Below are 24,703 nucleotides of genomic sequence, written 5' to 3'. Positions count from 1 at the left end.
AATCTATGGCAGTAGAAGAAGTTATAGAACATTCCAATCCACTAAAATAAGAGAGATAAAAAAAGAAAAAAGAAGGCACAACTCTACAATATGTAAAGTTGTGCCTTCTTTTTTACTATTAACTATGTTACTCCTACCAGTCCAAGCCGGTGCTTTTGGCAACAGGCTCTTCCCGAAGTAGAGTATACATACCAGCGGCTTCGTCCTTGCGTGTCGTTTCGACTAGCTTTTCGACTTTGACCGTTACAAGCTTTTGTCCAAATTGCACAGTAATCTCGTCACCGATCTTAACTGCACTACTTGGCTTAGATTCCCGCCCGTTAATCAGCACCCGGCCTTGTTCGGACACATCCTTGGCCACTGTACGGCGCTTGATTAATCGGGACACTTTCAGGAATTTGTCAAGACGCATTAGTTAACGGCTTCTTTAAGCTTGTTACCAGCTTTAAATGCCGGTACAGTTGATTCTGGAATTTCAATCGTTGTGCCCGTTTGCGGGTTGCGACCAGTACGTCCTGCACGTTTACGAGTTTCGAATGTACCGAAACCGATCAGTTGAACTTTATCGCCTTTTGCCAAAGCTTCTGTGATCTCACCCAAGAATCCGTTCAATACTGCTTCTACATCTTTTTTTGCCAATCCGTTTTTCTCGGAAATGTTGTTTACCAGATCTGTCTTGTTCATAATTTAAAGTTCCTCCTAGGATACGAAAAAATAAATGAAACGAGATTCACCGCCATATTATGGGGCAAGTCGTCATTTCGTCTTTATGATATTCTTGATGTCATCTTAAAATCCTGCCACGAATCGTCGTTTTTTAAAAAAAGAAACAGTTATTTCTCAGAAATCGTCGCAGAATCTATTCTATAGCACTATTAAACTACTCGCCATAATCTAAATCAGAGATGAATGCTACTTTCACAGCATTGCCTCATCTTAAGGTCCGTATACCGTACATAGTCTGAGAAAATTACTATACTTTTCGTTCCTCAGTCTTTGCCTCCTGCCACAACTCTTCCATCTCTTCCAAGCTACTATCTTCTACACTCATACCCTTGGCTCGCAGACTTTGCTCGATATACTGAAACCGACGCACAAATTTGCGGTTGGTCCGGGTTAAAGCTTCTTCCGGATCTGCGCCAATAAATCGGGCAACATTGGTAACAGCAAATAACAGGTCGCCCAGCTCCAGAATTTGATCCTCGGCGGCTGCATCAGTATCGATGGCTTCTTGCAGCTCTTCTATTTCTTCACGAACCTTAGCTAAGCAATCCGTAGCGTTGTCCCAATCAAAGCCCACCTTGGATGCTTTTTTCTGAAGCTTGTACGCCTTCATAAGAGCGGGCAAATCACGCGGAACCCCACTGAGGGCGGATAATTCCTCTGGCTTCACGCCTTTACGCCGCTTCTCCTCTGCCTTCATGCCCTCCCAATTGATCAGAGCTTCTTCAGCATCATTCGCATTCTTGTCACCAAATACATGGGGATGGCGGAAGATAAGCTTATCATTCAGTCCTTCTATGACGTCAAATACGTCAAACGTGCCCAGCTCCTCTTCCATTTGGGAGTGCAGCATGATCTGCAGCAAAAGATCGCCCAGCTCCTCTTTCATATGGTCTGGGTCATCCTCATCAATCGTCTCAAGCACTTCGTAGGTTTCTTCGATTAGATTTTTACGCAAAGATTCATGAGTCTGCTCCCGATCCCACGGACAACCGTCCGGACTACGCAAAATATCGACAATCTCATGCAAGCGAGCGAAAGTACGATTTCTTAGCTTCTCCTCACGATTCGCAGGTACATAGACCAGAGACAAATTACCATAACCCTCAAGCCGATCCAATTCGTATAGAGGAACAGTCACAATGTTTTCTTCGTTCTCCACGCCAAGGGCATGACCCACCACCACTTCATATTCGGGCGGATACAGCTCCATCAGACATAACTTTGTCTCCGAAGCTGTAAAGCTGTCATAAACCTGGCCAATCAGAGTATGCAATTCAGGTTGAAGCTGAGCGCTGCGAATGCCTGAAGCATCTAATAACTGGAAGCCTTCAATAGGGTCGAACCCCAGTCGCACAAACGCCTCGTCCAGAAAACTCTCCCCGCCTAATATTTGCAGTTCTATTCCTTCTTCCGGGCAACGCTGACGCAGCTGTGAAACAGCTGACTCTGCAACCATGGGGTGCCCCGGAACCGCATAGACAATATCTGTACCGTCTGCGGCGGAGCGAGCCTCTTCAATCAATTTTGAAGTAATTGCAGCATAGACCTCAGGAAACGAAGCTAATGTTTCATACAGTCCATCAAAGGATTGCGTGGCGATTTCAAGCTCGTTGAGAGCAGCCATAACTGGATGCTCTTGGGTACGAACGTAGACAACGGATGCTGCCTTCAGTTTTTTTATAATTCCTAGTGTCAGCCGATCGGGATTACCTGACCCGAGACCAACAACTGTTAATGTTGCACTCATATCTGTTCCTCCTTTTAAGCGGGTTAATTATGGAAATAAACGCAGCTTTTTGAACTTGTCCGCCAGAGACGGGCCGATGCCCGGAAGCTGGCGAAGCTCGCTTTCGCTGAGCAGCCGCAGCACCACCGCACCTACGGCAAAGACAACGCAGCCTGCGAGCACCCCGAGCAGGCTCTGCGCCAAGCTGGCGGTGCGTCCGCCGCCGATGCCAGCGGCCGTAGCCGCGGCGCCAGTGCCCCAGCTGGCAGCTGCGGCGGCGAGAGCCAGGCCCGCTGTGAGCAGCGCGGGCCGTGCCAGGGCATCTGCGAGGCGAAGCCGCAGATGGCCCTGGCGGTACAGCAGCAGCACGTTAAGCGCTGCTGCGAACGAATGCGCGGCCACGCCAGCGATGGCCGCGCCGGTAATGCCCTGCTGCGGAACCAGCAGCAGGTTCAGGGCCGCCTTGAGCAGCGCGGCGGCCAAAAGGTGCAGGGCCGGGGCGCGCACGTAGCCGAGGCCCTGCAGGAGCGCAGCAGAGATGATGCTGACTGTACCGCCAACAGCGGTAAAAGCCAGCCAAGTCATTGTGCTGCTGCCAGCGGTATCGCCGTAAAGAGCCATATTAATCGGCTCAGCAAGCACTGCAAGGCCCGCTGAGGCCGCTAGACCTAACAGCCAGAACCAACGCAGCGACAAGCTGCAGCGGGTCTCAATCAGCTTCATATCTCCCTTGTACTTCGCTTCCGCCAAAGCTGGAATGAACACAACAGACAGTGAGGTGGCAATCATCGTTATAATCTGCACAAGTGGCAAACCCCGATTGTACACACCAAACTGGGCCATCGCAGCTACTTCACTTCCGTCAGACGACAGCAGTCGAGGCACAGTGAATACATCTACAAGACCGATAAGAGGCATAGCCAGTGCACCTAGCATTACGGGAATTCCATAAGCCAGCAGTGTACCTGCTTTAATGCCCATAAACCCTTGTTTGGAACCTAGTCCATGTCCTGCATCCAGCGCTCTTACACGCTGACTTTCGACAGCAGCAGCTACTTCAGCAGCAGCTTCCTGTTTTACCCTCCGGCGGTGACGTCTCAAGTACAGCAGCATAATTACAAGCCCTGCGGCTCCCCCTCCGGCAGAACCAAGCAGCGCGCCAGCAGCGATACTCTCGGCTCCTGCTCCCTGCGAAGTGAGATATAACAGAAGAATAATCATCACTGTAACCCGTACAGACTGCTCTACAATCTGTGACACGGCTGTAGGAACCATATTATGCAGCCCCTGAAAGTACCCGCGTATGGCTGACATGACAGGGACAACAGCCAGACCCCAGGCGCTTGTCCGCAAGGCAGGCATTACATGTGAGTTACCTACCCATTCGGCAATGATGGGTGCACCTGCATAGGTGATGGCGCCGATAATCAAGCCGCTGATGCCTGTAATTAGCGCGGATAATAGTAGAATCCGGCGGCCTTCTTCATCGCGTCTCCCAGCCGAAGCTTCGGCGACAAATTTGGAGATCGCCGCAGGCAGACCTAGCATAGCTACCGTTAACAGCATTGTATACAAGGGATACACTGTGTTGTATATACCAAATACAGCATCTCCGCCTAGATTTTGCAGCGGAATTTTTTGAAGTGTGCCAATAAGCTTTGAGATAATGGCCGCGGCACTAAGGATAAATGCGCCTTGCAGCAATCGTGATGTTTGTGTATTAGATTTCATATAATACCTGCTTCTACAACTTTGATGGGATGAATTTCTATATTATAACGTATGTATGCCCACAAGTAGAAACGGTTTTGTGTAAACGACAAAACCCCGTTTGCCCTTTGTATATCTTACCAAAAGGAAAGCGGGGTCTAAATTAAGATTACTGCTCCATTTGTTTGCCCAGGAAAGCGGCAGCCGTTTCGGCCATTTTTATTTCCATTTGCGCCATCTTCGCCGAATCATCCTTGCTCACCATCACTACACAACCAATAGGATCTCCACCGGAAATGATCGGTGAGGCTACATATGAGGACACCAAATCCGGATGATCTTTAGCAATTTCATAACTGCCTTCATTGGTTTCTAACACAGTCTTACGGCTGTCCATGACTTTCTCCAGCAGCACTCCTACCTGTTTCTCCAAATAATCTTTTTTGGAGCCGCCTGCAAGGGCAATGAAGGTGTCACGATCAGCAATCATCGTAATGTGTCCAGTACCTTCGAACAATGACTCCGCGTACTCTTTTGCAAAGTCACCCAACTCACCAATCGGAGAATATTTCTTGAGAATGACTTCACCGTCCCGATCGACGAATATTTCCAGTGGGTCTCCTTCTCTAATACGAAGAGTACGTCTAATTTCTTTGGGAATAACCACGCGTCCGAGGTCATCAATACGGCGAACAATTCCAGTAGCTTTCATTTCACATGTGCCCCGCTTTCTTAAGAAGTATGGTCTTACTACTGTCCATTATGGGAAAGGATAATCCCAGTGATTTATCGTAATATCTGACCATAGTATTCATCTCTTCCCAGATCCTTATACATAAGCTGACATGTATTAATATCTGCATCAAGATAAAGGTAGTTCTACAACCGTTTCTGCGAAATAAAAAGCCATCTTCACTTTAAGTGAAGATGGCTTTTCTAAGGTAAGCTTGTCCATATTTACCCATGTTTATTCAGCGGCATCTGTAGCACTTGGAGAAGCACTTGGGGATGCGCTTGGAGCTGTAGTGGCTTCTGTTCCACTATTTGTTCCGGTTTCATCTGCGGCAGCAGAGCTTTTTGGCAGATTGATGTTCTCAATAATGGCTTCCAGATCCTTTTCCATGAACGTTTCTAGGTTCTTGGATACAATTGAGCTCTTAATGCCTTCTTTTTGCTCATCCGTTAACTGGTCAAAAGTCTTGTCTGTACGGGACTCCACCTTGATGATGTGGTAACCGTAAGAAGTTTCTACAGGATCACTGATGGTATTTAGAGGCAAGGTCTGAGCAGCCTTCTTAAACTCCTCCACATAAGTGCCTACAGCTTTATCTTTATATTCTCCGCCTGCCTCTTTAGAGCCAGTATCGTCAGAATATTCCTTAGCGATGGCTGCGAAATCAGCACCGCCATCCAGCTTCGCCTTAACTTCTTTCGCTATTTTAAGCGCTTCTTCGCTGGTACGCTCTTTGTTGTCTGCATCTGTCAGACCAATTAGCACATGACGCAGTGTGGCAACCGTAAAGTCGCCTTTAGTCGCTTCGAATTCTTTGACAACTTCATCATCAGTCACTTTAAGCAGCATATCCTGATAAACTGTCAGCACACGCTCCATATAAGTACGAATATCTTTCTCTGTAACGTCAGCATCTTTCAATGTCTTCTTATAGGTATCGCCCAACTGTTCCTTAATGCTTGCGATTTGAGTATCGGCTTCTTTCTCCGCTTGCTTTTTCGCTTCATCCGTTGCTTGGGAAGCCAAATATTCAAAGCCCACTTCTTGCTTCAGAATGGACTCCTTAAACGCATCGATTTCTAAATATTGCGCTTGTTGTGGAGAGAGAAATTTCATGATTTTCTGATCCATTGCAAATTCCTTTTGTGTAATCGTTCCACCTTTATAAGTGGCCACAGCTTGATTATCATCCGCACTATTTCCACATGCTGCTAGCATAGAAAAGGAAACTGCCGCTGCCAATGAAACGAGCAGCACTTTCCATGATTTTGTTTTATTTAACGACATTGTGTAGTTCTCCCTTCGATTTAAAAGACTGTTTAGCTTCCTTAAGAAACTGTTCAAGCAAGTCAAGCAGCTGTTTATCACTTAAATCTTTCGATTTGACCCGGATACTGGCTTTCGCATCCCTATCAAATTGTACACGTCTTTCGAAGCTATTTCCAACTTTGGCGAGTTTCGCTGTGTCTAAAGCGCCGAGACTTCCCTCATAGAAATTCAAGGTAACATCATCTCCGCGTCTAATCATGGAATCAATGCCATACATTTTTCCATACACTTTCAGACGAGCGACCGATAGTAGATTTACCACGGCTTCAGGTAACTCACCGAACCGATCCAAGAGCTCATCTTCAAGCTCGGAAGCATCATCAAAGGAGGTTACTGCCGCCACTTTTTTATAAATTTCAATTTTTTGGATACTGTCGTAAATATACTCTGACGGCAGATACGCGTCAATCGACAAATCAATGACTGTATTGCCTTCTTTCAGGGATGTGTCTTCCTCCCCAAGCACAGTAACCTTACGCTTACGAATTTCCTCCGCCAGCATTTGTGAGTACAGATCAAACCCCACGGATGCGATAAAGCCATGCTGCTCTGCACCCAGCAAGTTACCTGCACCGCGAATAGACAGATCTCGCATCGCTATTTTGAAACCAGAGCCCAGCTCCGTAAATTCCTTAATAGACTGCAGACGTTTCTCTGCAACCTCTGTCAGAACCTTGTCCCGTTGATACGTGAAATAAGCGTAAGCGATCCGATTGGACCGGCCTACACGTCCACGCAGCTGATAGAGCTGAGACAAGCCCATTTTATCCGCATCATGCACAATAAGTGTATTAACGTTCGGAATATCTACGCCCGTCTCAATAATACTTGTGCTGACGAGCACATCGTATTCTCCGTCAAGGAAATCGAGAATGGTCTTCTCCAGCTCAGATTCCGACATTTGACCATGTCCGATGCCAACTCTAGCCTCAGGAACAAGCATAGAGATTTGAGCGGCCATTTCTTGAATGCCCTGCACACGATTATAGAGATAATAGACTTGACCACCACGAGCTAATTCCCGCTCTACAGCTTCCCGCGTAAGGGTCTGGCTATGCTCCACTACATACGTCTGTACAGGGAATCTGTTCTCTGGCGGGGTCTCAATGACAGACAAATCCCGCACTCCGAGCATCGACATATGTAGCGTACGAGGAATTGGAGTTGCAGTCAGCGTAAGAACGTCTACATTCGTTTTCAGTTTTTTCAGCTTTTCTTTATGAGTCACGCCGAAACGCTGTTCTTCATCCACAATTAATAACCCCAGATCCTTGAATACAAGGTCCTGAGATAACAGACGATGTGTACCGATAACTACGTCGACAGTTCCTGCCCTAACGCCTTTAATCGTCTCGTTCTGCTCTTTACGGCTGCGGAAACGACTTAAGACCTGAATATTAAGCGGGTAATTAGCGAAACGTTCCCGGAAGGTCTCATAATGCTGCTGAGCCAAAATCGTTGTCGGGACTAGCACCGCCACCTGTTTACCTTCAATCGCTGATTTAAAAGCCGCCCGAATAGCCACTTCAGTCTTACCATACCCAACATCACCGCAAAGCAATCGGTCCATTGGCCGGTTTTGTTCCATATCCTTCTTAATCTCTTCGATAGCCCGAAGCTGATCTCGGGTCTCCTCGTAAGGGAACATTTCTTCAAATTCATGCTGTTCCTGTGTATCCTTTTCAAAACCATATCCTGCGGCACTTTGGCGCTCAGCATATAGCTTTATCAAATCATCAGCAATATTCTGAACGGAGGAACGAACCTTATTGGTCACTCGTGTCCATTCGTTGCCGCCTAGCTTATATACTTTCGGCTCTTTATCTTCGGAACCGACATATTTCTGAATCAGGTCAATCTGCTCAATCGGAACTGAGAGCTTATCGCCGCCAGCATACAGAATATGCATGTAATCACGGTGAATACCGCTGACCTCAAGCGTGCCGATTCCCATATATTTTCCGATACCATGGTTCTGATGGACGACATAATCACCGATTTTCAGCTCTGTGTAACTCTTGATCCGTTCTGCATTATCTATTCCTTTGGAGATCTTCCGTGCCTTCCGCTGCTTCTGAGAGAACATTTCTCCCTCAGTTATAACAGCTAGATGAATAGAGGGCAGCTCAAAACCAGAACCCAGATTTCCTTGTACAATCATCGGCTCGTTAATGCCGTAATCATAAAGAACTCTGCGCACTCGTTCAATCCGTTCCTCACTGCTCGCAAGCATCATTACCTTAACACCGGACTTCTGCCAACGCTCCATTTCCGATTTCAGCACATTCATCTGGCCATGGAAATCCTGCATTCCACGACTGATAAACCCAAGAATGTTCTGAGGCTGAATATGCGGAACCTGACGTAAAAAGATTGACATAAACAGGCTTTGGAACGGGCGCTGATACATAACAACATCCGTATCGACAGAGAGATCTAGATCCGGCAATGATTTGCCGTTTTGCAGCAAATGCAGATTCCATTCCGATTCATCCCGTTCAAGCTGTCTCGCCGTTTCGAGCAGTCTTGTCGGCTCATCTAGAATAAGAATGGTATCCTGGGCCATGTAATCAAATAAATGAGAGCGTTCAGGATATAAAAGACTGATATATTTATAGATCTCCGGGAAATAAGTACCTTCCCGCAGCATTTCCAGCTCACGGCCAATTTCTTCCCGCAGCCTGAGCTTCGCCTGGCGATCCGCCATCTTCTCCAACTGTCGCTCCATCATAGCTGAGGCTTCAGCAGAAGCAGATTCCTGGCGCAATCTACTAGCTATAATCTCTTTGGCCGGTGTAATCTTCACACTACGTACCTTATCAATAGATCGCTGATCCACTGGATCAAAAGTTCTTATGGAATCAACCTCATCGTCAAATAACTCAACCCGATAAGCCAAAGGAGATGTCATTGGATAAAAATCAATTATTCCACCCCGTACGCTCAGTTCACCACGATTCTCAACCCGCTCTACTCTTTCATAGCCCATTTCAATCATGGACATCAAAAATTCATCCAGAGCAAGCGTTCCATCTTGGGAAACGGTGACTTGTGCCTCTGCCATAACCTCTGGGGCTGGCAGCAATCTACGCACTCCTGAGTAAGGAACTACAACAATACCACGGAAGCCCTGAGCACATTTGGTCAGCACATCTATACGCTGAGCCAATGTCTCTGGGCTTGATACAGCCGCTTCTGCAGCCACTAGTTCATTGGCGGGATAGAGCAGAACCCGGTCAGGAGAAAGCGCTTCCTGCAAATCATCGGCCATCTTCTGGGCCGAAAACATATTATGAGTCACTACAAGTAAGGGACGAGTTGTCTCTTCATGTAATGCTGCAAGCATAATCTGTCTAGCAGAACCTGTAAGCCCCGATATGAGCTGCTCTTTCATACCTGCAGCAACACCATGGGTGATAGACTGGAAATCGGGATCCTTGGAAAAAGCTTCTATAAGACCTTGTAACAACAGGCGCACCTCTCTTACTAAACAGGCTAACGGTGGCATAGCCACCGTCACCTATTATGATTGGAATCGAAAAGAAGCCTCAGCTGTAACGCCAAGGCTTGCGGATGACGATAGAGACAGGCGCTTCCACCTTACTGAAGCGGACTTGTCAGCAGGCTAAGCTCCGGATTGTTCTCTAAAGCCTCCTTGCAATAGTCGCAAGTAACCTTTACCGTGATTTCACCTTCTGAATTATACGCTATTATATCTCTGCGCTCCGCAGGGGTCAAGGAATGAAGGCCCAACTGCATTTCTGTAACATCACTTCTATTAATACTGCCTAGAGATGTCTTACAGTGCCTACAAACATAGTTTATTGCCATCTATATGCCTCCTGAAGGTACTATATACCTTCAGTATGTCCGGGCAGCTTCATCTTTAGCCTTAAAAACAACAGGGTTTACAGATTAACCATTGAACTTAGCCATTGTCTGCTCGAATGAATGCTGTAAGCTGTATTCCAGTGCATCACAAGTATTAAGGATCATTTGCTTAAGCGGATCGCTTTCCTTCTTAGGAAAAGTAGAAAGAACATAATCGACAATAGCAAAACCTGGCTCAGGACGAGAAATACCCATTCGTACCCGATTGAAATTCTGTGTCCCTACATGCTGTATGATGGATTTAATTCCATTATGTCCACCAGCGCTTCCTTGATAACGCAAGCGAACTTTTCCGATTTCTGTATCCAAATCATCATAAACGACGATCATATCTTCAAGTTGAACTTTGTAATAATCCATATAAGCGCGAACGGCCTCACCGGATAAGTTCATAAAGGTCATGGGCTTAATCAATACGGTTTTGACGCCACCAATGACCCCTTCACCGATGACGGATTTACATTTGCTCTGGTTGAAGGCAATTCCGTTCTGGGCAGCAAGCTCATCCAAAGCCATAAAGCCAACATTATGCCTTGTTTTCGCGTACTGTGTTCCGGGATTTCCCAATCCGACAATCCATTTCATTATCGAACCTTTCCTTTCCGTTCGGGCTCTCCGGCAAGAGGAGTCCGTTTTTGGTACAATAGATCTAATCTACATATCTCTGTGCAACCAGAGCGAAATTATACTCCGAAGACAGGTGATAACCCATGCCGCACAAAGGCGAATTATTGACACATCAACGCCATTTTCAGTACCACATCCAATATGCAGTGCCCGTGGAAATATACAAGGGCGACGTGCATATTGATATCGGTGTATTAACAGCGGTAGACGAAGCTTTCGTGGAGCTACAAGGGACACTCTATAACCGCAGTTTATTCACCTTTGTCTCCCGTCCCGGATATTAAATCCAGTAGTTCTACCTGTAGCACGCCGATAAGGGTTACATCTCCGAGAACGGAGGTGTAACCCTTTTGTACTATTCATTCGTTATATTTATTCAATCTCGAACAATTTACTAATCGACAACTCTTCATGAACGCGGATAATTGCCTCACCCATAAGTGGAGCCACGGACAACACCTTGAGCTTAGAGGTTGGATTCGCGCTGCGAATTGGAATGGTATCCGTCACGATAATTTCTTTGATTGGAGAATTCTCCAGACGCTCGTGTGCAGGACCAGACAATACTGGGTGTGTACAGCATGCGTATACTTCCTTCACGCCGCCTTCCATCAAAGCATTAGCACCAAGTACGATCGTTCCAGCGGTATCGATGATATCATCGATCAGGATGGCTGTTTTGCCTTCGATATTACCGATGATGTTCATAACTTCGCTGACGTTAGGTTCTGGACGACGCTTGTCTATAATAGCCAGTGGAGCGTTCAGGAAATCAGCAAGCTTTCTTGCACGTACTACACCGCCATGGTCCGGCGATACGACAACTGGGTTCTCGATTTGCTTGGAACGGAAATACTGAGCCAGAATCGGTACACCAAGCAAGTGATCCACTGGAATATCGAAGAATCCTTGAATCTGCATGGCATGAAGATCCATCGTGATTACACGGTGAGCGCCAGCCTTTTCAATTAGATTCGCTACCAGCTTAGCGGTAATGGGGTCACGGGAACGGGCTTTACGATCTTGACGGGCATATCCGTAGTAAGGGATAACCACGTTGATGCTTTTTGCGGAGGCACGTTTAAGCGCATCTACCATAACCAAAAGCTCCATCAGGTTATCATTTACAGGGCCACAAGTGGATTGAACAATATAAACATGGCATCCCCGAACGCTTTCTGACAGCTTGACCTGAATTTCTCCATCGCTGAAACTTGTGGTGTGTGATTCACCCATCGGAATCCCGATGTAATCAGCAATTTGACTAGCTAGCTTAGGATTGGAGTTACAGGTGAAAATCTTTAACTTGGAATCACAATAAGTCATAAAATATAAACCCTCCGTGACGGAATTTAGCTTTCCAAAGGCGCCGGCGCGGAAATATAAGTCCGTCCGGCGCTTCTTAGCAACGCTTTACGATGGACTCGAGTGGTCTTTCTTCGCTTTTGCACGGGAACGGATCTTCTCTGCATATCCCGGTTTGTTCTCTTGTCTTACTCTAGCTACAGCCAGATCGTTCTCGGAAACGGAACGTGTAATTGTCGAACCTGCTACAACAAAAGCCCCTTTGCCCACAGTAACTGGAGCAATAAGGTTAACATTACTGCCAATAAAGGCATCGTCTGCGATTGTTGTCTTGAATTTATTATACCCGTCGTAGTTAACGGTAATCGCACCGCACCCGACGTTTACATTCTTACCTACAGATGCGTCGCCGACATAACTAAGATGTGACACTTTTGAACCGTCACCAATCGTAGCATTCTTGATTTCGACGAAATCTCCAACCTTAACCTCTTCTCCAAGCACAGAGCCTGGACGCAAATAGGCAAAAGGCCCAACGGTTGTCCGTGCGCCGACTTGAGCTTGATTCAATACGGACTGCTTAATCGTTGCATCATCCATAATCTGACAGTCTTCGATTTCACTAGCCGGTCCGATCACACAATTGTCCCCGATTACAGTCTTCCCTTTCAGGATGGTTCCTGGATAAAGCGTAGTATCTGATCCGATAACTACATCTGCTCCGATATAAGTGGAGGCTGGATCAATGATGGTCACACCGCCCAGCATGTGTTTACGATTAATACGTTGACGCATAAAGGCTTCCGCTTCGGACAAAGCTAAACGATCATTAACGCCGATAGACTCAGCTGCGTCATGGGTCTGATATCCTAATACGGTATCCCCTTGTGAACGAAGAATCCCAATCACATCAGTCAAATAATACTCCTGCTGGTTATTACTGTTCGTTACCTTCTCGAGTGCAGCAAATAATTTAGCATTATCAAAACAATAAGTGCCTGTATTGATTTCTTGAACGGCATCTTCTTCAGTAGTGCAATCCTTCTGCTCTACAATCTTCAGAACGCCGCCATCTTCACCACGAATAATTCTTCCGTAGCCTGTAGGCTTTTCCATAACAGCTGTCAATACGGTTGCAGCCGCATTACGCTGTTCATGAAGCGCCATGAGTCCTTCTAGAGTTTCCGTGGTAACAAGTGGTGTGTCTCCACAAATAACTATAGTTGTTCCTTCTTCGCCAGCAAGTAAATCCTTTGCTTGTTTGACAGCATGGCCAGTGCCGAGCTGAGTTTCCTGCAGCACGTATTCCGCGCCTTCACCTACATAGGCCTTAACTTTCTCTGCGCCATGCCCAACAACAACAACGGTGCGCTGGCATCCGGTCGCTTTTACTGTATCAAGCACGTGCCCTACCATCGGCTTACCGCAAACGGGGTGCAGCACCTTATATAATTTAGATTTCATTCGCTTGCCTTGACCTGCGGCAAGTACTACAGCCATTCTTTTCAAGAATGCCAACCTCCTACTCTTGAACTCACTACTGAATATATCTCATTCCGGGCAAAAAGAAAAGAGAACCATGAAGTCATGGTTCTCTTTTCTATAAACCCCAAGTTAGAAAAGCATTTATCGCTGCCTTTCGAAGATGTCGTCAAATCCTTCACCAGCAATAGCTTTTCTTGCAAGATCAGGCTGCTAATTCATGAAGTGTATGTCGGTGTGATCTTATCAAAAACGGCGGATCCTACGCCACCCAAAAGGTAGCCGTCTTCCGAGGAAGCCTAAGCTCCCTCTTCAATAACTTCTTCTTCTTCCGTAGCGGCGCGATCGTACTCGGCCAGAACCGCGGATTGAATCTTCTCGCGTGTTCCCGAAGAGATCGGGTGCGCGATATCGCGGAATTCGCCGTCCGGTGTACGCTTGCTGGGCATTGCAACAAACATCCCATTATTGCCATCGATGACGCGAATGTCATGAACAACAAACTCGTTATCGATGGTAATGGATGCGATTGCTTTCATTCTCCCCTCAGAGTTAACGCGGCGGAGTCTGACATCCGTAATTTGCATGTGTGTGTTCACCACCTTTTTCCATCAGAGACTTGGTGTATAATTCCACACAGCAAAGCGAATTCCTTCTTTTTGATTCCATAAAATACCTAAAAAAGAAATATATTTTTTGGGATATGTTGTTTTCGACATACATCGAGTAGTTTTCTTAATATTCCTTACGTTTTCGACAATTTCCACGCTTTTTGAAAATGTAAGAGAATGGCTAATCAAGAGGAAAAGTAGTTGCCCGGATGCGCCGAAATTCTCCGCTCTTTCGAGTCTACTTCACTTAGTTTTACCAAGGACACGTAATCGTGCAACAGACGCTCTTCCGTCTCTACAGCGCCTGATTCCACTAAAACGCCTACCCCTGCAACCTCGGCATTAAATTCACCGAGCAGATCGACCATACCACGTACAGTCCCTCCCGCCTTCATGAAGTCATCTACGATAAGTACTCGCGATTTCTCCTTGAGTGCACGTCTGGAGAGAGACATTGTGTGTATGCTTTTATGAGATCCTGATACGTAGTTAATACTTACTGCTGATCCCTCTGTAACCTGATGGTCACGTCGCACAAGCACTACCGGCAAGCCTAGCTGTGCTGCTGTTGCATAGGCTAGTGGAATGCCTTTCGTTTCAACGGTCATCACCACATCGATTTCCGATCCGTAAAAGGCCGTTGCGATGATCTTACCCGCCTGTTCCATCAAAGACGGCAACCCAAGTAGATCCGACATATACAAATAACCGCCAGGCAATATCCGGTCAGTCTGCTCTAGCTGCACACATAAGCGCTGCACAAAGGTAAGCGCCATATCTTTAGGCATAACCGGGATATAACGTACTCCACCCGCTGCACCAGCTAAAGTCTGCAGCTCTCCGATGCCTTCACCTTCAAATACTTCTTTTATGATTGCCAAATCTTCACTAATGGAGGACTTAGCCGCTCCATAGCGATCGGCAAATATAGACAGCGGCAGTAGTTCATGCGGCCGCTCAAGTAAAAACTGAGTCATGTCTACCAAACGTTGGCTTCTTTTTAATTTCTTCACGGAATGCTCCTCGCCAAAACCGAATATTTTAGAAAAATATATCACTTTTGTACGGGTTTACACAAGAGAAGCAGACTAATTCAGTGATCTCACTGCGTAGACTTCCTTGCAGAACCCTCGCAGTCCGTTGTAAATCCTTGCTACTTTAGACTGCTTGGACACTAATCCGAATACGGTAGGTCCGCTGCCTGACATCAGTACGCCATCTGCTCCAAGCTTTATCATCGCTTCCTTGAGCTGCTGAACCTCTGGATGCAGCTTTAAGGTAACATCCTCAAGCACGTTGCCCAGATGGTTGCACACGCCCCCAAAGTCTCCAGCTTCTATCGCTTGCTGCATCTTTCGAGCAGAAGGATGAACCGCTATATTATTGCTCCGAACGCGTCCATACACTTCTGCAGTCGATACATTGATCGGTGGTTTCGCCAACACAACCCAGCATTGTGGCGGGTTATTGATTGGTGTCAGCTTTTCGCCTCGTCCTGTAGCCAAGGCTGTGCCGCCTGTGACGCAGAAAGGTACATCAGAACCCAGCTCAGCGCCAAGCTCCTGTAGCTCCTGTGCAGGAATACCCAGACGCCACAGACGGTTTAGACCGCGTAGCGTAGCTGCGGCATCACTGCTGCCGCCAGCCAGGCCAGCCGCAACCGGAATTCTTTTATCCAGATGGATATGTACCCCACTCTTCACGTTATAACGGTCTTTAATAAGCCTTGCCGCCTGGAAAGCTAAATTTTTCTCGTCCAGGGGAATATAACCAGCCTGACTTGATATTATAATAGTATCCCTTGGCAGCTCAGACAGCTCTAAGCGGTCTGCTAAATCTACCATGGTCATAATCATTTCCACCTCATGAAAACCGTCAGCACGTTTGTGCAGCACATCCAGCATCAAATTAATTTTAGCTGGTGCCTTTTCATACATTTTCAAGGCGTTCACCCACCTTCAGCTTTTCCCGTAAAAACAACTTAACATATTATATGAGAAACTTCTAATGAAGTCCAATAATAAAAGGGTGTCGCCATTTAGACGCACCCTTTTTCAGTAATATTCACTTTATAGCCTAAAATTTAAGATTTCCGCGCAGCCTGTTCAGCAAGCTGTATCGCTTTTTTCACCATGTTGCCAGCGTCTTGAGTTGTAATTCCACCCCAGCCCTCACGTTCCACGGTTTCATAAAAACCCAGCTCCTTGGCTAACTCTGTCTTCAGTTCCTCCGACATCATGCCTCGTTTTCTGCGGCTCATTACGGAATTCCTCCCTTATGAAAATAAATGATTAACCCGTTGCCCAATTAGTATGCTTGCTTAGCACACGGATCATGCACCAAATATTTGTCCCAAAAAACGCAAACAAAAAACAGCCTCCAAGGGAGACTGTTCGTGAAACATTAAGCTTTAATATACATAATCCGCATCTGCCCATCGTCTTCACAAACTGTGATTTCCACAGATTCAGTAAGTATATCGGCATAGCTATAGGAGACTCGCTTAAAAGTTTGCTGCTCCTGATCCAGTTTGACAATAAATACAGAAGGGTACGTTTCTTCCAGGACACCTGTGCGTTCAACGGTTTTACGACGACCTCCGTTTGCACGCAATGTGATCTTATGACCGACGTGAGCTTCAAGACTGCGTTTGATTTCCAACAGCGCGTTATTAGCCATTACCTGACGACCACCTCTTTTCTTGTCCATTATACAACTTTTTCAGGACAATGTCAAAGCAAATAAATAATTAATTATAGTTGATGCATATTTCGTTGTCAACGGAATTTTTTTGCGAGAAATCAGCGCCGGACTAATATCCTTGTTATCTGTAATATAGGCATTACAAAGAAAAAAAGAAAGGGTTAAGCTCAGCGCTCACCCTTTCTTTCGGATATTCTATTCAGCCCATTCAAATTACCTATATTCCTGACACCATAGACCTATCTCTGCCGCTTAAATGGCTGATGGTGTCACTTTTAGCGCCGACAGATTCTGCAGTCGCGGCATTCCGATGCGGAAGCTGCCACGGGTCTCAACACCACCAATACCCTGATTACCGCTGATGGTATTATTCAGAACATCGCTAAGATTTACAGTATCCCTGATGGAAGTAAAGGATGATTTTGCTGCTACATACACGGGATCCAGAGCATGGATCAAAATTCGACCAGGTGAACTGGCAAAATTAGCTCCAGCTCCAAGTAAGGCCTCGAAATGAGATTGACAAGCACCGGCAACAATAGTCAACGCATCAAAATTCCGCTCATACTCCCTAGCTACCCTAATAGCAGCTATAAAGTTTTGCGAATTTTTATAGCTATTCAGACTATACAGATCGTAAGTATGCTGTTGCTTCAGTACCCCATCATGACCAGTGATCACTACAATATCTGGGCGTACACGGGGCAACAGCCGGTATAACGTATCAGCCATTGCAGATTCATGAACATGATGCCCTTCAGCGGGAATCCGCAGCTGCTCGTATAAGCTAAGGCTCTTATTCAAATATGCCGGATCGCCATCCAGATGCAGTACTTTACCTGGCACTTCAAAATAAGGAGCTTCCTTGGACGGTGGAGCCCATGTCCCCTCTGTTAGGGTTCCCCCGCTCCGCTGACTTTGCTCCTGACGGTCCTTCCGCAGCTGTGTCAGTGATTCCTTCGCTTTGATCTGTGCTTGCTGTCCCCGTTCCGTTATTCGGGTAGGAGGCACTTGAACCAGGTCATCCAGAGGAGAATCCGCCAACAGGCGGAAATCTGTGCCTTTAATGACGGCTCTATCCTGCACAATATTATCTACACGAAATGTTAAATCACCGCCATAAGATTTGCGAACGACCAAGTCTCCTAAATTCATTACAACCACCACCTCTACCCCATCGTATGGGCAAAGGCCTCAGTTGGTTCATAACTCAACATATTTTTAAAATATAAGAATGTATAATGCTCCACCAGAATAACATCCTTATATTTCTACGAGAAACGGTTGTCGTCCTTAAGACAACAACCGTTTCCTATTGCTTATTCAATTCCAGCGGCTAGCAAAACACCGCTTAAGCGGGCGTATTCTTCAAGACTGAGTGTTTCTCCGCGACGGGTCGGTTCAATACCCGCTTCTGCGAGTAAAGCCTCCAGCTGCTCACGTCCTTGTTCAGGGAAGTAGCGAGCCTTCAGATTGTTAGCAATCGTCTTGCGGCGCTGTGTGAAAGAAGCGTGAACCACTTCAAAGAAATGCTTCTCACTCTCCACCTTTACCGGAGGATGCTCTCTAACCTTCAGACGGATAACAGCAGACTCCACATTAGGTTGAGGGATGAATACCGTACGTGGCACGATACAGACGAGCTCAGGCTCGCTGTAGTACTGCACGGCAATGCTAAGACTTCCGTATTCCTTTCCACCTGGAGATGCAGCCATACGCTCCGCAACCTCCTTCTGAATCATTACAACGATGTTATCAAGGGGAAGCTTCTCTTCGAGCAGCTTCATCAGAATCGGAGTAGTCACATAATAAGGCAGGTTAGCAACCACACTGACCTTGTTCACAGTGGTGAAATCTTCCTTGAACATTTCCTGCAAGTTCACATTGAGGACATCATCGTTACGAACCTTAACATGGGGATAGGGGGAAAGTACGTCTTTTAATATTGGAATCAGTCTACGGTCAATCTCTACGGCAGTTACAGCACCCGCTGTTAGTGCCAGACGCTCCGTCAGCGCTCCAATTCCCGGCCCGATCTCCAGCGCCCCAGAATCGCTATCTAGTCCAGCAGCGTCTACAATCTTGTCCAAAATATTTTGATCAATCAAAAAATTCTGTCCCAGGCTTTTCTTGAACTTGAATCCATAACGTTGAATAATCTCTTTGGTCCGTTTTGGAGTCGAAATTTCCTCTCTACCACTCATGAAGTAATGCCCCCCTGATCAATTTGGGCGAGAGCCCCGGCAAATTCCTCCCGCGTAATCCCAAACATCGCCAGCCGCTTGTACAGCTGTTTGCCGTTACAATATCCGATTCCAAGCAAATTACCAAGTGCCATACGTCTTTCAGCAGCCCGAGGGTGTACAAGCATTCCAGCCGCCATAAGATCATCAATACCAATCAAAGCAGGTGCTCCTTCAAAAGAGGTATGTACATTACGCAGCGCATGACGAATCGCCTCTGGCGATGCATTCTCTACACCGATATCCCCTTTTCGAGTTGCGTCCTTCTCTGGAATAAAAGCATGCTTGCAGCCCGGCACCTTCGCTGAAACGATTTTACGAATTCGCTCCCCAGCATGGTCCGGGTCCGTAAGAATAATAACCCCTCTACGTTCCATAGCAAGCGCGATCTTAGCAATTACAGTCCGGTTTACAGCAGAGCCGCCTGTCTCAATGGTATCCGCTTCTACAGCACGCTTAATGGCTACGGTATCGCTTTTGCCTTCAACGACGATTAATTCCTTAATCATATTTCTTGACTCCTTCCAAAAAAAGCAAAAAGAAGAGGATTCGCTCCTCTTCTTTTGGTTAAAGAATGTATAAGTGATGAGCGGTTGCTCTGCGATCAACGAAATGATCATCCAGCGTTCCTTAACGGTTATCATCACTATAGCTTATCAAAGGATTTTTTGCAAAAGCTTCAGTTCTAGTTAAGCTCTGGTTTCACAGGTCCAATCACATAAACGGTACGTGATTTACGGCCGAAATTACGAGCATGGCTCAGGGAATCATAATAGACATCCACTTTATTGCCTTTAATGGCACCGCCAGTATCCTCTGCACGGCGGAATCCAAGCCCATCGATATAAACCCACCAGCCAATAGGAATTACATTCGGATCTACTGCAATTGTACGACCTTCCGTTACGCGTGTTCCGGAGGCAGTTTTAGTACCTATCCCTGGCTCTTCTGACGAATAAGCTGTCATGGAGACGTTCTTAATCATCTTCTTGTACTCAAAGTCTACGCCAGCCTTGCTTGTGACGTTCTTAGTCTTAGCGCTAACTTTAGTCGTTTTGGAGGTAGTGCTTGATTTGGAAGTTGTTGTAGCTTTAGCAACTACAGTAGGCTTAGGAAGTGCTTTAGTACCAACGGCAATGATCTTATCTTTTGTTACCGTTTGTACTTCCTTGCCGATCATGCGCATAGAGGCCAGTTCTCCGTCTTGATAGATCTTTTCAATATGCTGAACCATGACGCCTGGTTTGCCTGCCTGTGCCACTCTAACTGTTCCCACAGTAAGGGAGGGATCTGCTGTCTTAATAACACGGAAAGGTAAGTTAGTTGTTCGCTGTACCGTTTGCTTGTTGATACGAACGATCTTAATCTCCATGTCAGCAGAGATGGTGGTGTCTAACGAAGGAAAAATCTTATCATAGCCTTCTAGGTTGATACCCAGTTTGTCAATCGCTTGACCGATAGTGTCTTCGGTCGTATATAACGTTTTTGTTGCTCCGTCCGCAGTAAGGCTAAATTTCTGCGCACGATTGATAACGACACGGTCACCGTCTTTTATTTCATCACTCAGACCTAAAGATAATTCATCATGCGGCTGCAGCGAAATTTGCTCTTTCTCCAACACATCACCAAGAAGTGCTTCTCGCGTTTCAAGTGTCTGTGTTTGCCCGTCTATTACTAAAACTAATTGTTTATTACTTTGACCGTGTACGTACAGCAGAATTAACAGCGCGATTGCGATTGAAATCACACCTGCAAGTAAAAGTACGCGAGTATTTACTTGCTCCCACCGTAATGCGAAAGACCTGCTGGATGACTGCGAATCATGGGATACCTCTGGTTGGAATAAGCCCATTCTCTCCATCCTCCTTACATAGCCTCGTCGTCAATTTGTATATCATGAGGACTGAATTTCTTTGACGAAACTATTTGAGATTGTCACAGGATACGCACGTATTAACTTAGCGTCTCCTGCTCATGGATCGCCTGCTCGGCACAGCTACTCCCACACCTGTTATATAACAGTATGCGGGCAACATTCAGTTTATTCAAAAATAAAGAAGCCTAAAAAGAGTTCTCTTGAGGACTCTTTCGTGGCTTCTCCGATGTCAGAATACGCGGGAATGTTTGTGCACGAGGTTGCCTCTCTTACTTGCGCTTACGGGGTTAGCTGTCGGGTTCGGACGAAAGAGAGACGCCCTATTTCAGGTCACCCGCTCACGGCGGTTGCCCTTAAATTCACCCCAAAGACCACGTGAAGAAATCAAATATTGTTCTGCGGCAATTCCTAGTCGTATTCAAGATACAGGCATGCGGCAGTTCAATATTGGTTCCCCCGTTCTCCATACGGAGACTCAGCGAGACGATCCATGAATCAATGGCTGTCACAATAACAACAGCTCACATCACTGAAAAGATGATATCCTGTTTTGATGCATGTTGTAAAGGACGATTCAACCACGTTTACGCAAATATATGGTTAAAATATTGTAATAATCAGCCGTTTTTATATTAAAAAAGTTTAATATATCGGCCATTCTCTATTTTTCACCCGTTTTACTCCTGTTTTCAGACAATCCCAAATCGTTCCAGTGCGTTCGCATACGTAATTTTAGCCAATTCTTCCCATGTTAACCCTTTAATTTCAGCCGCAGCCTCTGCTACTAACTTCACATGAGCACTCTCATTTCGCTTGCCTCGGAAGGGGTGTGGAGTCAAATATGGAGCGTCTGTTTCGATCAATAATCGGTCCAATGGCGTCTGTGCAAGCACCTCTTTAGGCACTCTGGCATTTTTGAACGTGATCGGTCCTCCAAATGACAAATGAAATCCTAGGTCTAGACACATTTTTGCGGTTTCCCAGCTGCCTGAGAAAGAATGCATTACGCCACCAATTTCATTTGCTTTTTCCTCCCGTAAAATCCGTACGACATCTTCATGGGCATCACGGTCATGTATACAGATTGGCATTTTTAGTTCACGGGCTAGTCCAATTTGTTTGCGGAAGACCTCCTGCTGCACATCCTTGGGAGAGGTATCCCAATAATAATCCAACCCAATCTCTCCGATGGCCACCACTTTCTCATGGCTGCAAAGAGAGGCGATCCAATCGAGGTCCCCCTCTTTCATATCAATCGCATCCTGTGGATGCCAGCCCACCGCTGCATAAATATAATCATAAGATTCAGCCAGCTTCATCGTTGAAGGGATCGTTTCCCGATTAAATCCAATATTGATCATCTTGCTAACTCCGGCCTCTACTGCACGAGCTATAACTTCCTCGCGATCCTCGTCGAATTGAGGCGCATCTAAATGTGTATGTGTGTCGAACAGATACATTTTAAAGCTCACTCCTTGTTGTTTTTATCAATAGTTCCATAAATATTTGTATTATTTTGCAAAAATCTCTGCTACAGAAGAGGGCAACCGTGTAAGGGCTTTTTTCAGCTTATCCTGTGGGAAATATAGGTGATATCTGCCACGATGAATCCCGCTTATTGAGCGCACAATATCCGATACCTCTGAAATTTCCCGCAATTGCTCATTGCGATCAAGCAGTAAAATTTGATTATTGTCGAAGGCTGCTCCTGGACGGAACACATCATAAGGCAAATCTGTCGGATAATCAATCTCTAAGTCATATTCTGGGTTAAGTCCCGCTCCCGCAAAACTGCTGCGGATTTCCGTAATCATATCTGTATCCAAATTCTCGATCTCTACATATTTATACAGTTTACGATGAATAAAACGGGTACACAAGTCGCTTAATAACTCATCTTCTTCAAGTGTCCATTGCATAAAAGCAGTCTGTACCAGTGCCTCATCAAGCATTAAATATTGCTTCACTGTTACTTCTCCTCGAAAGAGATCTTCCAGCGGAGCGATCATAAAGCGAAATTTGTACTCCTCTTGGAACAATTCTTTAGCTCTACGGAAGATTTGACGCAAAATAATTTCAGAGCTGCGCGTCACCGGATGAAAATATACCTGCCAGTACATTTGATAACGCGACATTAAATAATCTTCAATGGCATGCATACCTGATTCTTTTACTACAATCCGCCCATTATAAGGACGAAGCATTCTCAAAATCCGATCAATATCGATGGTTCCATAGTTTACACCTGTATAGTACGCATCACGCAGCAAATAATCCATACGATCAGCATCCAGCGGACTGGAAACCAAATTGACAACAATTTCATGCTCATATGTCTTAGAGATAACTGAGGCTACTTTACGAGGAAAATCTTCCTCCACATCACGCAATATTTCGGTGATCTCCGTGTCCTCCAAAATAATTCGGCAGGTCCAATCCTCATGGTTCATTTCAAAAGCTTCTTCTATAGAATGTGAAAATGGACCATGCCCTAAATCATGCAGCAAAGCCGCACACAAAGTAAGCAAACTTTCTTCAGGAATCCAATCCTTATACCCGCTGCGCTCAAATTGCGAAATGATTCTCCGTGTAATTTCATATACTCCTAAAGAATGAGAAAAACGACTATGCTCTGCACCATGAAAAGTGAGATATGAGGTACCTAACTGGCGAATCCGGCGTAAACGCTGAAATTCTTTTGTATTAATTAGTCGCCAAATAATCGTATCCTGTACGTGAATATAATTATGAACGGGATCCTTGAAAACTTTTTCTTCCGTGAGCGGCTGCTTCATGAGATCAACTCCTTCTAATAATTTAATATGATTTTAACTAATATCAGTATATAATAAGTAATTATGTCGTACTTTGTCGAAAAGTATCATTTTTGGTCTTGGTAAATCGACAAAATGCTTTCAGGGTAATTCTTAATTTTTATAGGGACATTCAAAGTTCTTATGGAAATTTTCTTATTCAGCCTATGAAAAAAGGTTGACTGATTTGGGAATCGTTGGTATTATAAGTATCATAAAACAGTGAACAATGTCGAATAATGACGTTTTTGGAACATTGAGAGGAGTAACGATTGTTATGATGAAATCAACAGGAATTGTAAGAAAAGTAGACGAACTTGGACGGGTTGTTATTCCTATTGAATTACGCCGTACACTTGGCATTGGCGAAAAGGACGCACTGGAAATTTACGTTGATGGCGAACGGATTATGCTTAAAAAGTATGAGCCTGCCTGCATTTTCTGTGGCAACGCTGAGAACGTAACTTACTTTAAAGGAAAAATAGTTTGTCATGAATGCATATCTTCCATCCCTACCCCTGTGACAAACTAAATTAAATAGTATATAATAGAACTAATCAAATTGTTAATTCTAACCTTTTCATATCTCCTTGACCTCCCGTGACCGCGGGAGGTATTTTTTATGTCTGGGTTTGCCCTCCTGGTTATCCCCTCCCTAAGGGCAATGTGCTTCAAGACGGAACTAGTAATACTTAGTTGTATTTCTTACAGTTATTTTAAATGCTTTTTACCATTAAACGAATTAATTGTATTTTGTACACTTATATTTCCTATATCTCCGTGAAATCAATCCTTTCCACCTTTATAACTGTATGAAGTACAACTAAACGAACAAATACATAAAAAAATTCAAAAATAACTGTACAAAATACATTTAACCCGCAGATAAATCATTCAAGCTCGGGCAGGCCGTTTCCGACAATCCTTA

24 protein-coding genes and 1 riboswitch are annotated in these 24,703 nt (G+C 45.4%); of the genes, 2 read left to right on the top strand and 22 right to left on the bottom strand.

The features are described 5' to 3' along the window. Positions 1 to 133 precede the first annotated feature (133 nt). From MHH50_RS00290 to pth, 9 genes are all read right to left on the bottom strand, one after another. On the bottom strand, positions 134 to 412 hold the full coding sequence (locus tag MHH50_RS00290) for an RNA-binding S4 domain-containing protein (RefSeq protein WP_076130073.1): 279 nt from the start codon (positions 410 to 412) through the stop codon (positions 134 to 136). Continuing rightward, positions 412 to 684: an HU family DNA-binding protein gene (locus MHH50_RS00285; RefSeq protein ID WP_036678778.1), complete on the bottom strand. Its 273-nt coding sequence runs from the start codon at positions 682 to 684 to the stop codon at positions 412 to 414. Before MHH50_RS00285 ends, MHH50_RS00290 begins: the two co-directional genes overlap by 1 nt. 289 nt (positions 685 to 973) lie before the next feature. Next, positions 974 to 2,473, bottom strand: coding sequence for a nucleoside triphosphate pyrophosphohydrolase (gene mazG / locus MHH50_RS00280; RefSeq protein WP_076307262.1), 1,500 nt, complete (start codon positions 2,471 to 2,473; stop codon positions 974 to 976). 27 nt (positions 2,474 to 2,500) lie between these two features. Further along, entirely contained in the window at positions 2,501 to 4,183 is a 1,683-nt protein-coding gene (locus MHH50_RS00275) for a polysaccharide biosynthesis protein (protein WP_076130071.1), read from the bottom strand. A gap of 148 nt (positions 4,184 to 4,331) precedes the next feature. Then, positions 4,332 to 4,874 carry a stage V sporulation protein T gene (spoVT, locus tag MHH50_RS00270; RefSeq protein WP_036678783.1) on the bottom strand — a complete coding sequence of 181 codons (543 nt, stop codon included), beginning with the start codon at positions 4,872 to 4,874 and terminating at the stop codon, positions 4,332 to 4,334. Between the two features lie 255 nt (positions 4,875 to 5,129). Next, entirely contained in the window at positions 5,130 to 6,182 is a 1,053-nt protein-coding gene (locus MHH50_RS00265) for a peptidylprolyl isomerase (protein ID WP_076282728.1), read from the bottom strand. Continuing rightward, entirely contained in the window at positions 6,169 to 9,693 is a 3,525-nt protein-coding gene (gene mfd / locus MHH50_RS00260) for a transcription-repair coupling factor (protein ID WP_038568019.1), read from the bottom strand. Before mfd ends, MHH50_RS00265 begins: the two co-directional genes overlap by 14 nt. Before the next feature lie 131 nt (positions 9,694 to 9,824). Beyond that, positions 9,825 to 10,055, bottom strand: a complete 231-nt coding sequence (locus MHH50_RS00255) for an anti-sigma-F factor Fin family protein (protein WP_036678789.1) — start codon at positions 10,053 to 10,055, stop codon at positions 9,825 to 9,827. Positions 10,056 to 10,139: 84 nt separating this feature from the next. Further along, complete coding sequence (gene pth, locus MHH50_RS00250; protein WP_076130069.1) at positions 10,140 to 10,700, bottom strand: aminoacyl-tRNA hydrolase; 561 nt, start codon at positions 10,698 to 10,700, stop codon at positions 10,140 to 10,142. Positions 10,701 to 10,825: 125 nt separating this feature from the next. Between pth and MHH50_RS00245 the strand changes: the two genes are divergently transcribed. After that, positions 10,826 to 11,026 carry a hypothetical protein gene (locus MHH50_RS00245; RefSeq protein ID WP_036678792.1) on the top strand — a complete coding sequence of 67 codons (201 nt, stop codon included), beginning with the start codon at positions 10,826 to 10,828 and terminating at the stop codon, positions 11,024 to 11,026. An 88-nt stretch (positions 11,027 to 11,114) separates the two neighbouring features. Here the strand turns inward: MHH50_RS00245 and MHH50_RS00240 are convergent, their stop codons facing one another. From MHH50_RS00240 to MHH50_RS00180, 13 genes are all read right to left on the bottom strand, one after another. Next, on the bottom strand, positions 11,115 to 12,068 hold the full coding sequence (locus tag MHH50_RS00240) for a ribose-phosphate diphosphokinase (protein WP_036678796.1): 954 nt from the start codon (positions 12,066 to 12,068) through the stop codon (positions 11,115 to 11,117). Between the two features lie 87 nt (positions 12,069 to 12,155). Then, the gene (gene glmU, locus MHH50_RS00235) at positions 12,156 to 13,556 is read right to left on the bottom strand and encodes a bifunctional UDP-N-acetylglucosamine diphosphorylase/glucosamine-1-phosphate N-acetyltransferase GlmU (protein ID WP_076138495.1); all 1,401 of its coding nucleotides are present in this window, start codon (positions 13,554 to 13,556) and stop codon (positions 12,156 to 12,158) included. Positions 13,557 to 13,828: 272 nt separating this feature from the next. After that, positions 13,829 to 14,116 carry a septation regulator SpoVG gene (gene spoVG / locus MHH50_RS00230; protein ID WP_020425826.1) on the bottom strand — a complete coding sequence of 96 codons (288 nt, stop codon included), beginning with the start codon at positions 14,114 to 14,116 and terminating at the stop codon, positions 13,829 to 13,831. Between the two features lie 209 nt (positions 14,117 to 14,325). Continuing rightward, positions 14,326 to 15,153 (bottom strand): pur operon repressor, encoded by an 828-nt coding sequence (purR, locus tag MHH50_RS00225; RefSeq protein ID WP_036678807.1) that lies wholly within the window; start codon positions 15,151 to 15,153, stop codon positions 14,326 to 14,328. 75 nt (positions 15,154 to 15,228) lie between these two features. Beyond that, the gene (gene ispE, locus MHH50_RS00220) at positions 15,229 to 16,083 is read right to left on the bottom strand and encodes a 4-(cytidine 5'-diphospho)-2-C-methyl-D-erythritol kinase (RefSeq protein WP_076138497.1); all 855 of its coding nucleotides are present in this window, start codon (positions 16,081 to 16,083) and stop codon (positions 15,229 to 15,231) included. 140 nt (positions 16,084 to 16,223) lie between these two features. Continuing rightward, positions 16,224 to 16,400, bottom strand: a complete 177-nt coding sequence (locus MHH50_RS00215) for a small, acid-soluble spore protein, alpha/beta type (RefSeq protein WP_036678812.1) — start codon at positions 16,398 to 16,400, stop codon at positions 16,224 to 16,226. 143 nt (positions 16,401 to 16,543) lie between these two features. Next, on the bottom strand, positions 16,544 to 16,819 hold the full coding sequence (locus tag MHH50_RS00210; protein ID WP_019914493.1) for a Veg family protein: 276 nt from the start codon (positions 16,817 to 16,819) through the stop codon (positions 16,544 to 16,546). Positions 16,820 to 17,095: 276 nt separating this feature from the next. Further along, positions 17,096 to 17,998 carry a sporulation peptidase YabG gene (gene yabG / locus MHH50_RS00205; RefSeq protein WP_036678813.1) on the bottom strand — a complete coding sequence of 301 codons (903 nt, stop codon included), beginning with the start codon at positions 17,996 to 17,998 and terminating at the stop codon, positions 17,096 to 17,098. 164 nt (positions 17,999 to 18,162) lie between these two features. Further along, complete coding sequence (rsmA, locus tag MHH50_RS00200; RefSeq protein WP_036678815.1) at positions 18,163 to 19,047, bottom strand: 16S rRNA (adenine(1518)-N(6)/adenine(1519)-N(6))-dimethyltransferase RsmA; 885 nt, start codon at positions 19,045 to 19,047, stop codon at positions 18,163 to 18,165. Beyond that, on the bottom strand, positions 19,044 to 19,595 hold the full coding sequence (gene rnmV, locus MHH50_RS00195) for a ribonuclease M5 (protein WP_036678817.1): 552 nt from the start codon (positions 19,593 to 19,595) through the stop codon (positions 19,044 to 19,046). Before rnmV ends, rsmA begins: the two co-directional genes overlap by 4 nt. 176 nt (positions 19,596 to 19,771) lie before the next feature. Next, the gene (locus MHH50_RS00190; protein WP_076105834.1) at positions 19,772 to 20,938 is read right to left on the bottom strand and encodes a 3D domain-containing protein; all 1,167 of its coding nucleotides are present in this window, start codon (positions 20,936 to 20,938) and stop codon (positions 19,772 to 19,774) included. Between the two features lie 285 nt (positions 20,939 to 21,223). After that, a riboswitch (cyclic di-AMP (ydaO/yuaA leader) is annotated at positions 21,224 to 21,453 on the bottom strand. Between the two features lie 198 nt (positions 21,454 to 21,651). Then, positions 21,652 to 22,422 (bottom strand): TatD family hydrolase, encoded by a 771-nt coding sequence (locus tag MHH50_RS00185; RefSeq protein ID WP_036678823.1) that lies wholly within the window; start codon positions 22,420 to 22,422, stop codon positions 21,652 to 21,654. A 51-nt stretch (positions 22,423 to 22,473) separates the two neighbouring features. Beyond that, positions 22,474 to 23,757, bottom strand: coding sequence for an HD domain-containing protein (locus tag MHH50_RS00180; protein ID WP_076218451.1), 1,284 nt, complete (start codon positions 23,755 to 23,757; stop codon positions 22,474 to 22,476). A 295-nt stretch (positions 23,758 to 24,052) separates the two neighbouring features. Here MHH50_RS00180 and MHH50_RS00175 point away from each other — a divergent pair, with 295 nt between their 5' ends. After that, positions 24,053 to 24,307 (top strand): AbrB/MazE/SpoVT family DNA-binding domain-containing protein, encoded by a 255-nt coding sequence (locus MHH50_RS00175; protein ID WP_036678829.1) that lies wholly within the window; start codon positions 24,053 to 24,055, stop codon positions 24,305 to 24,307. Positions 24,308 to 24,703 lie beyond the last annotated feature (396 nt).

Source organism: Paenibacillus sp. FSL H3-0302, from assembly GCF_037982245.1.
GTDB lineage: Bacteria > Bacillota > Bacilli > Paenibacillales > Paenibacillaceae > Paenibacillus_AQ > Paenibacillus_AQ odorifer.
Note: the sequence above shows the minus strand (reverse complement) of the source record. Positions and strands in the feature narration are given on the sequence as shown.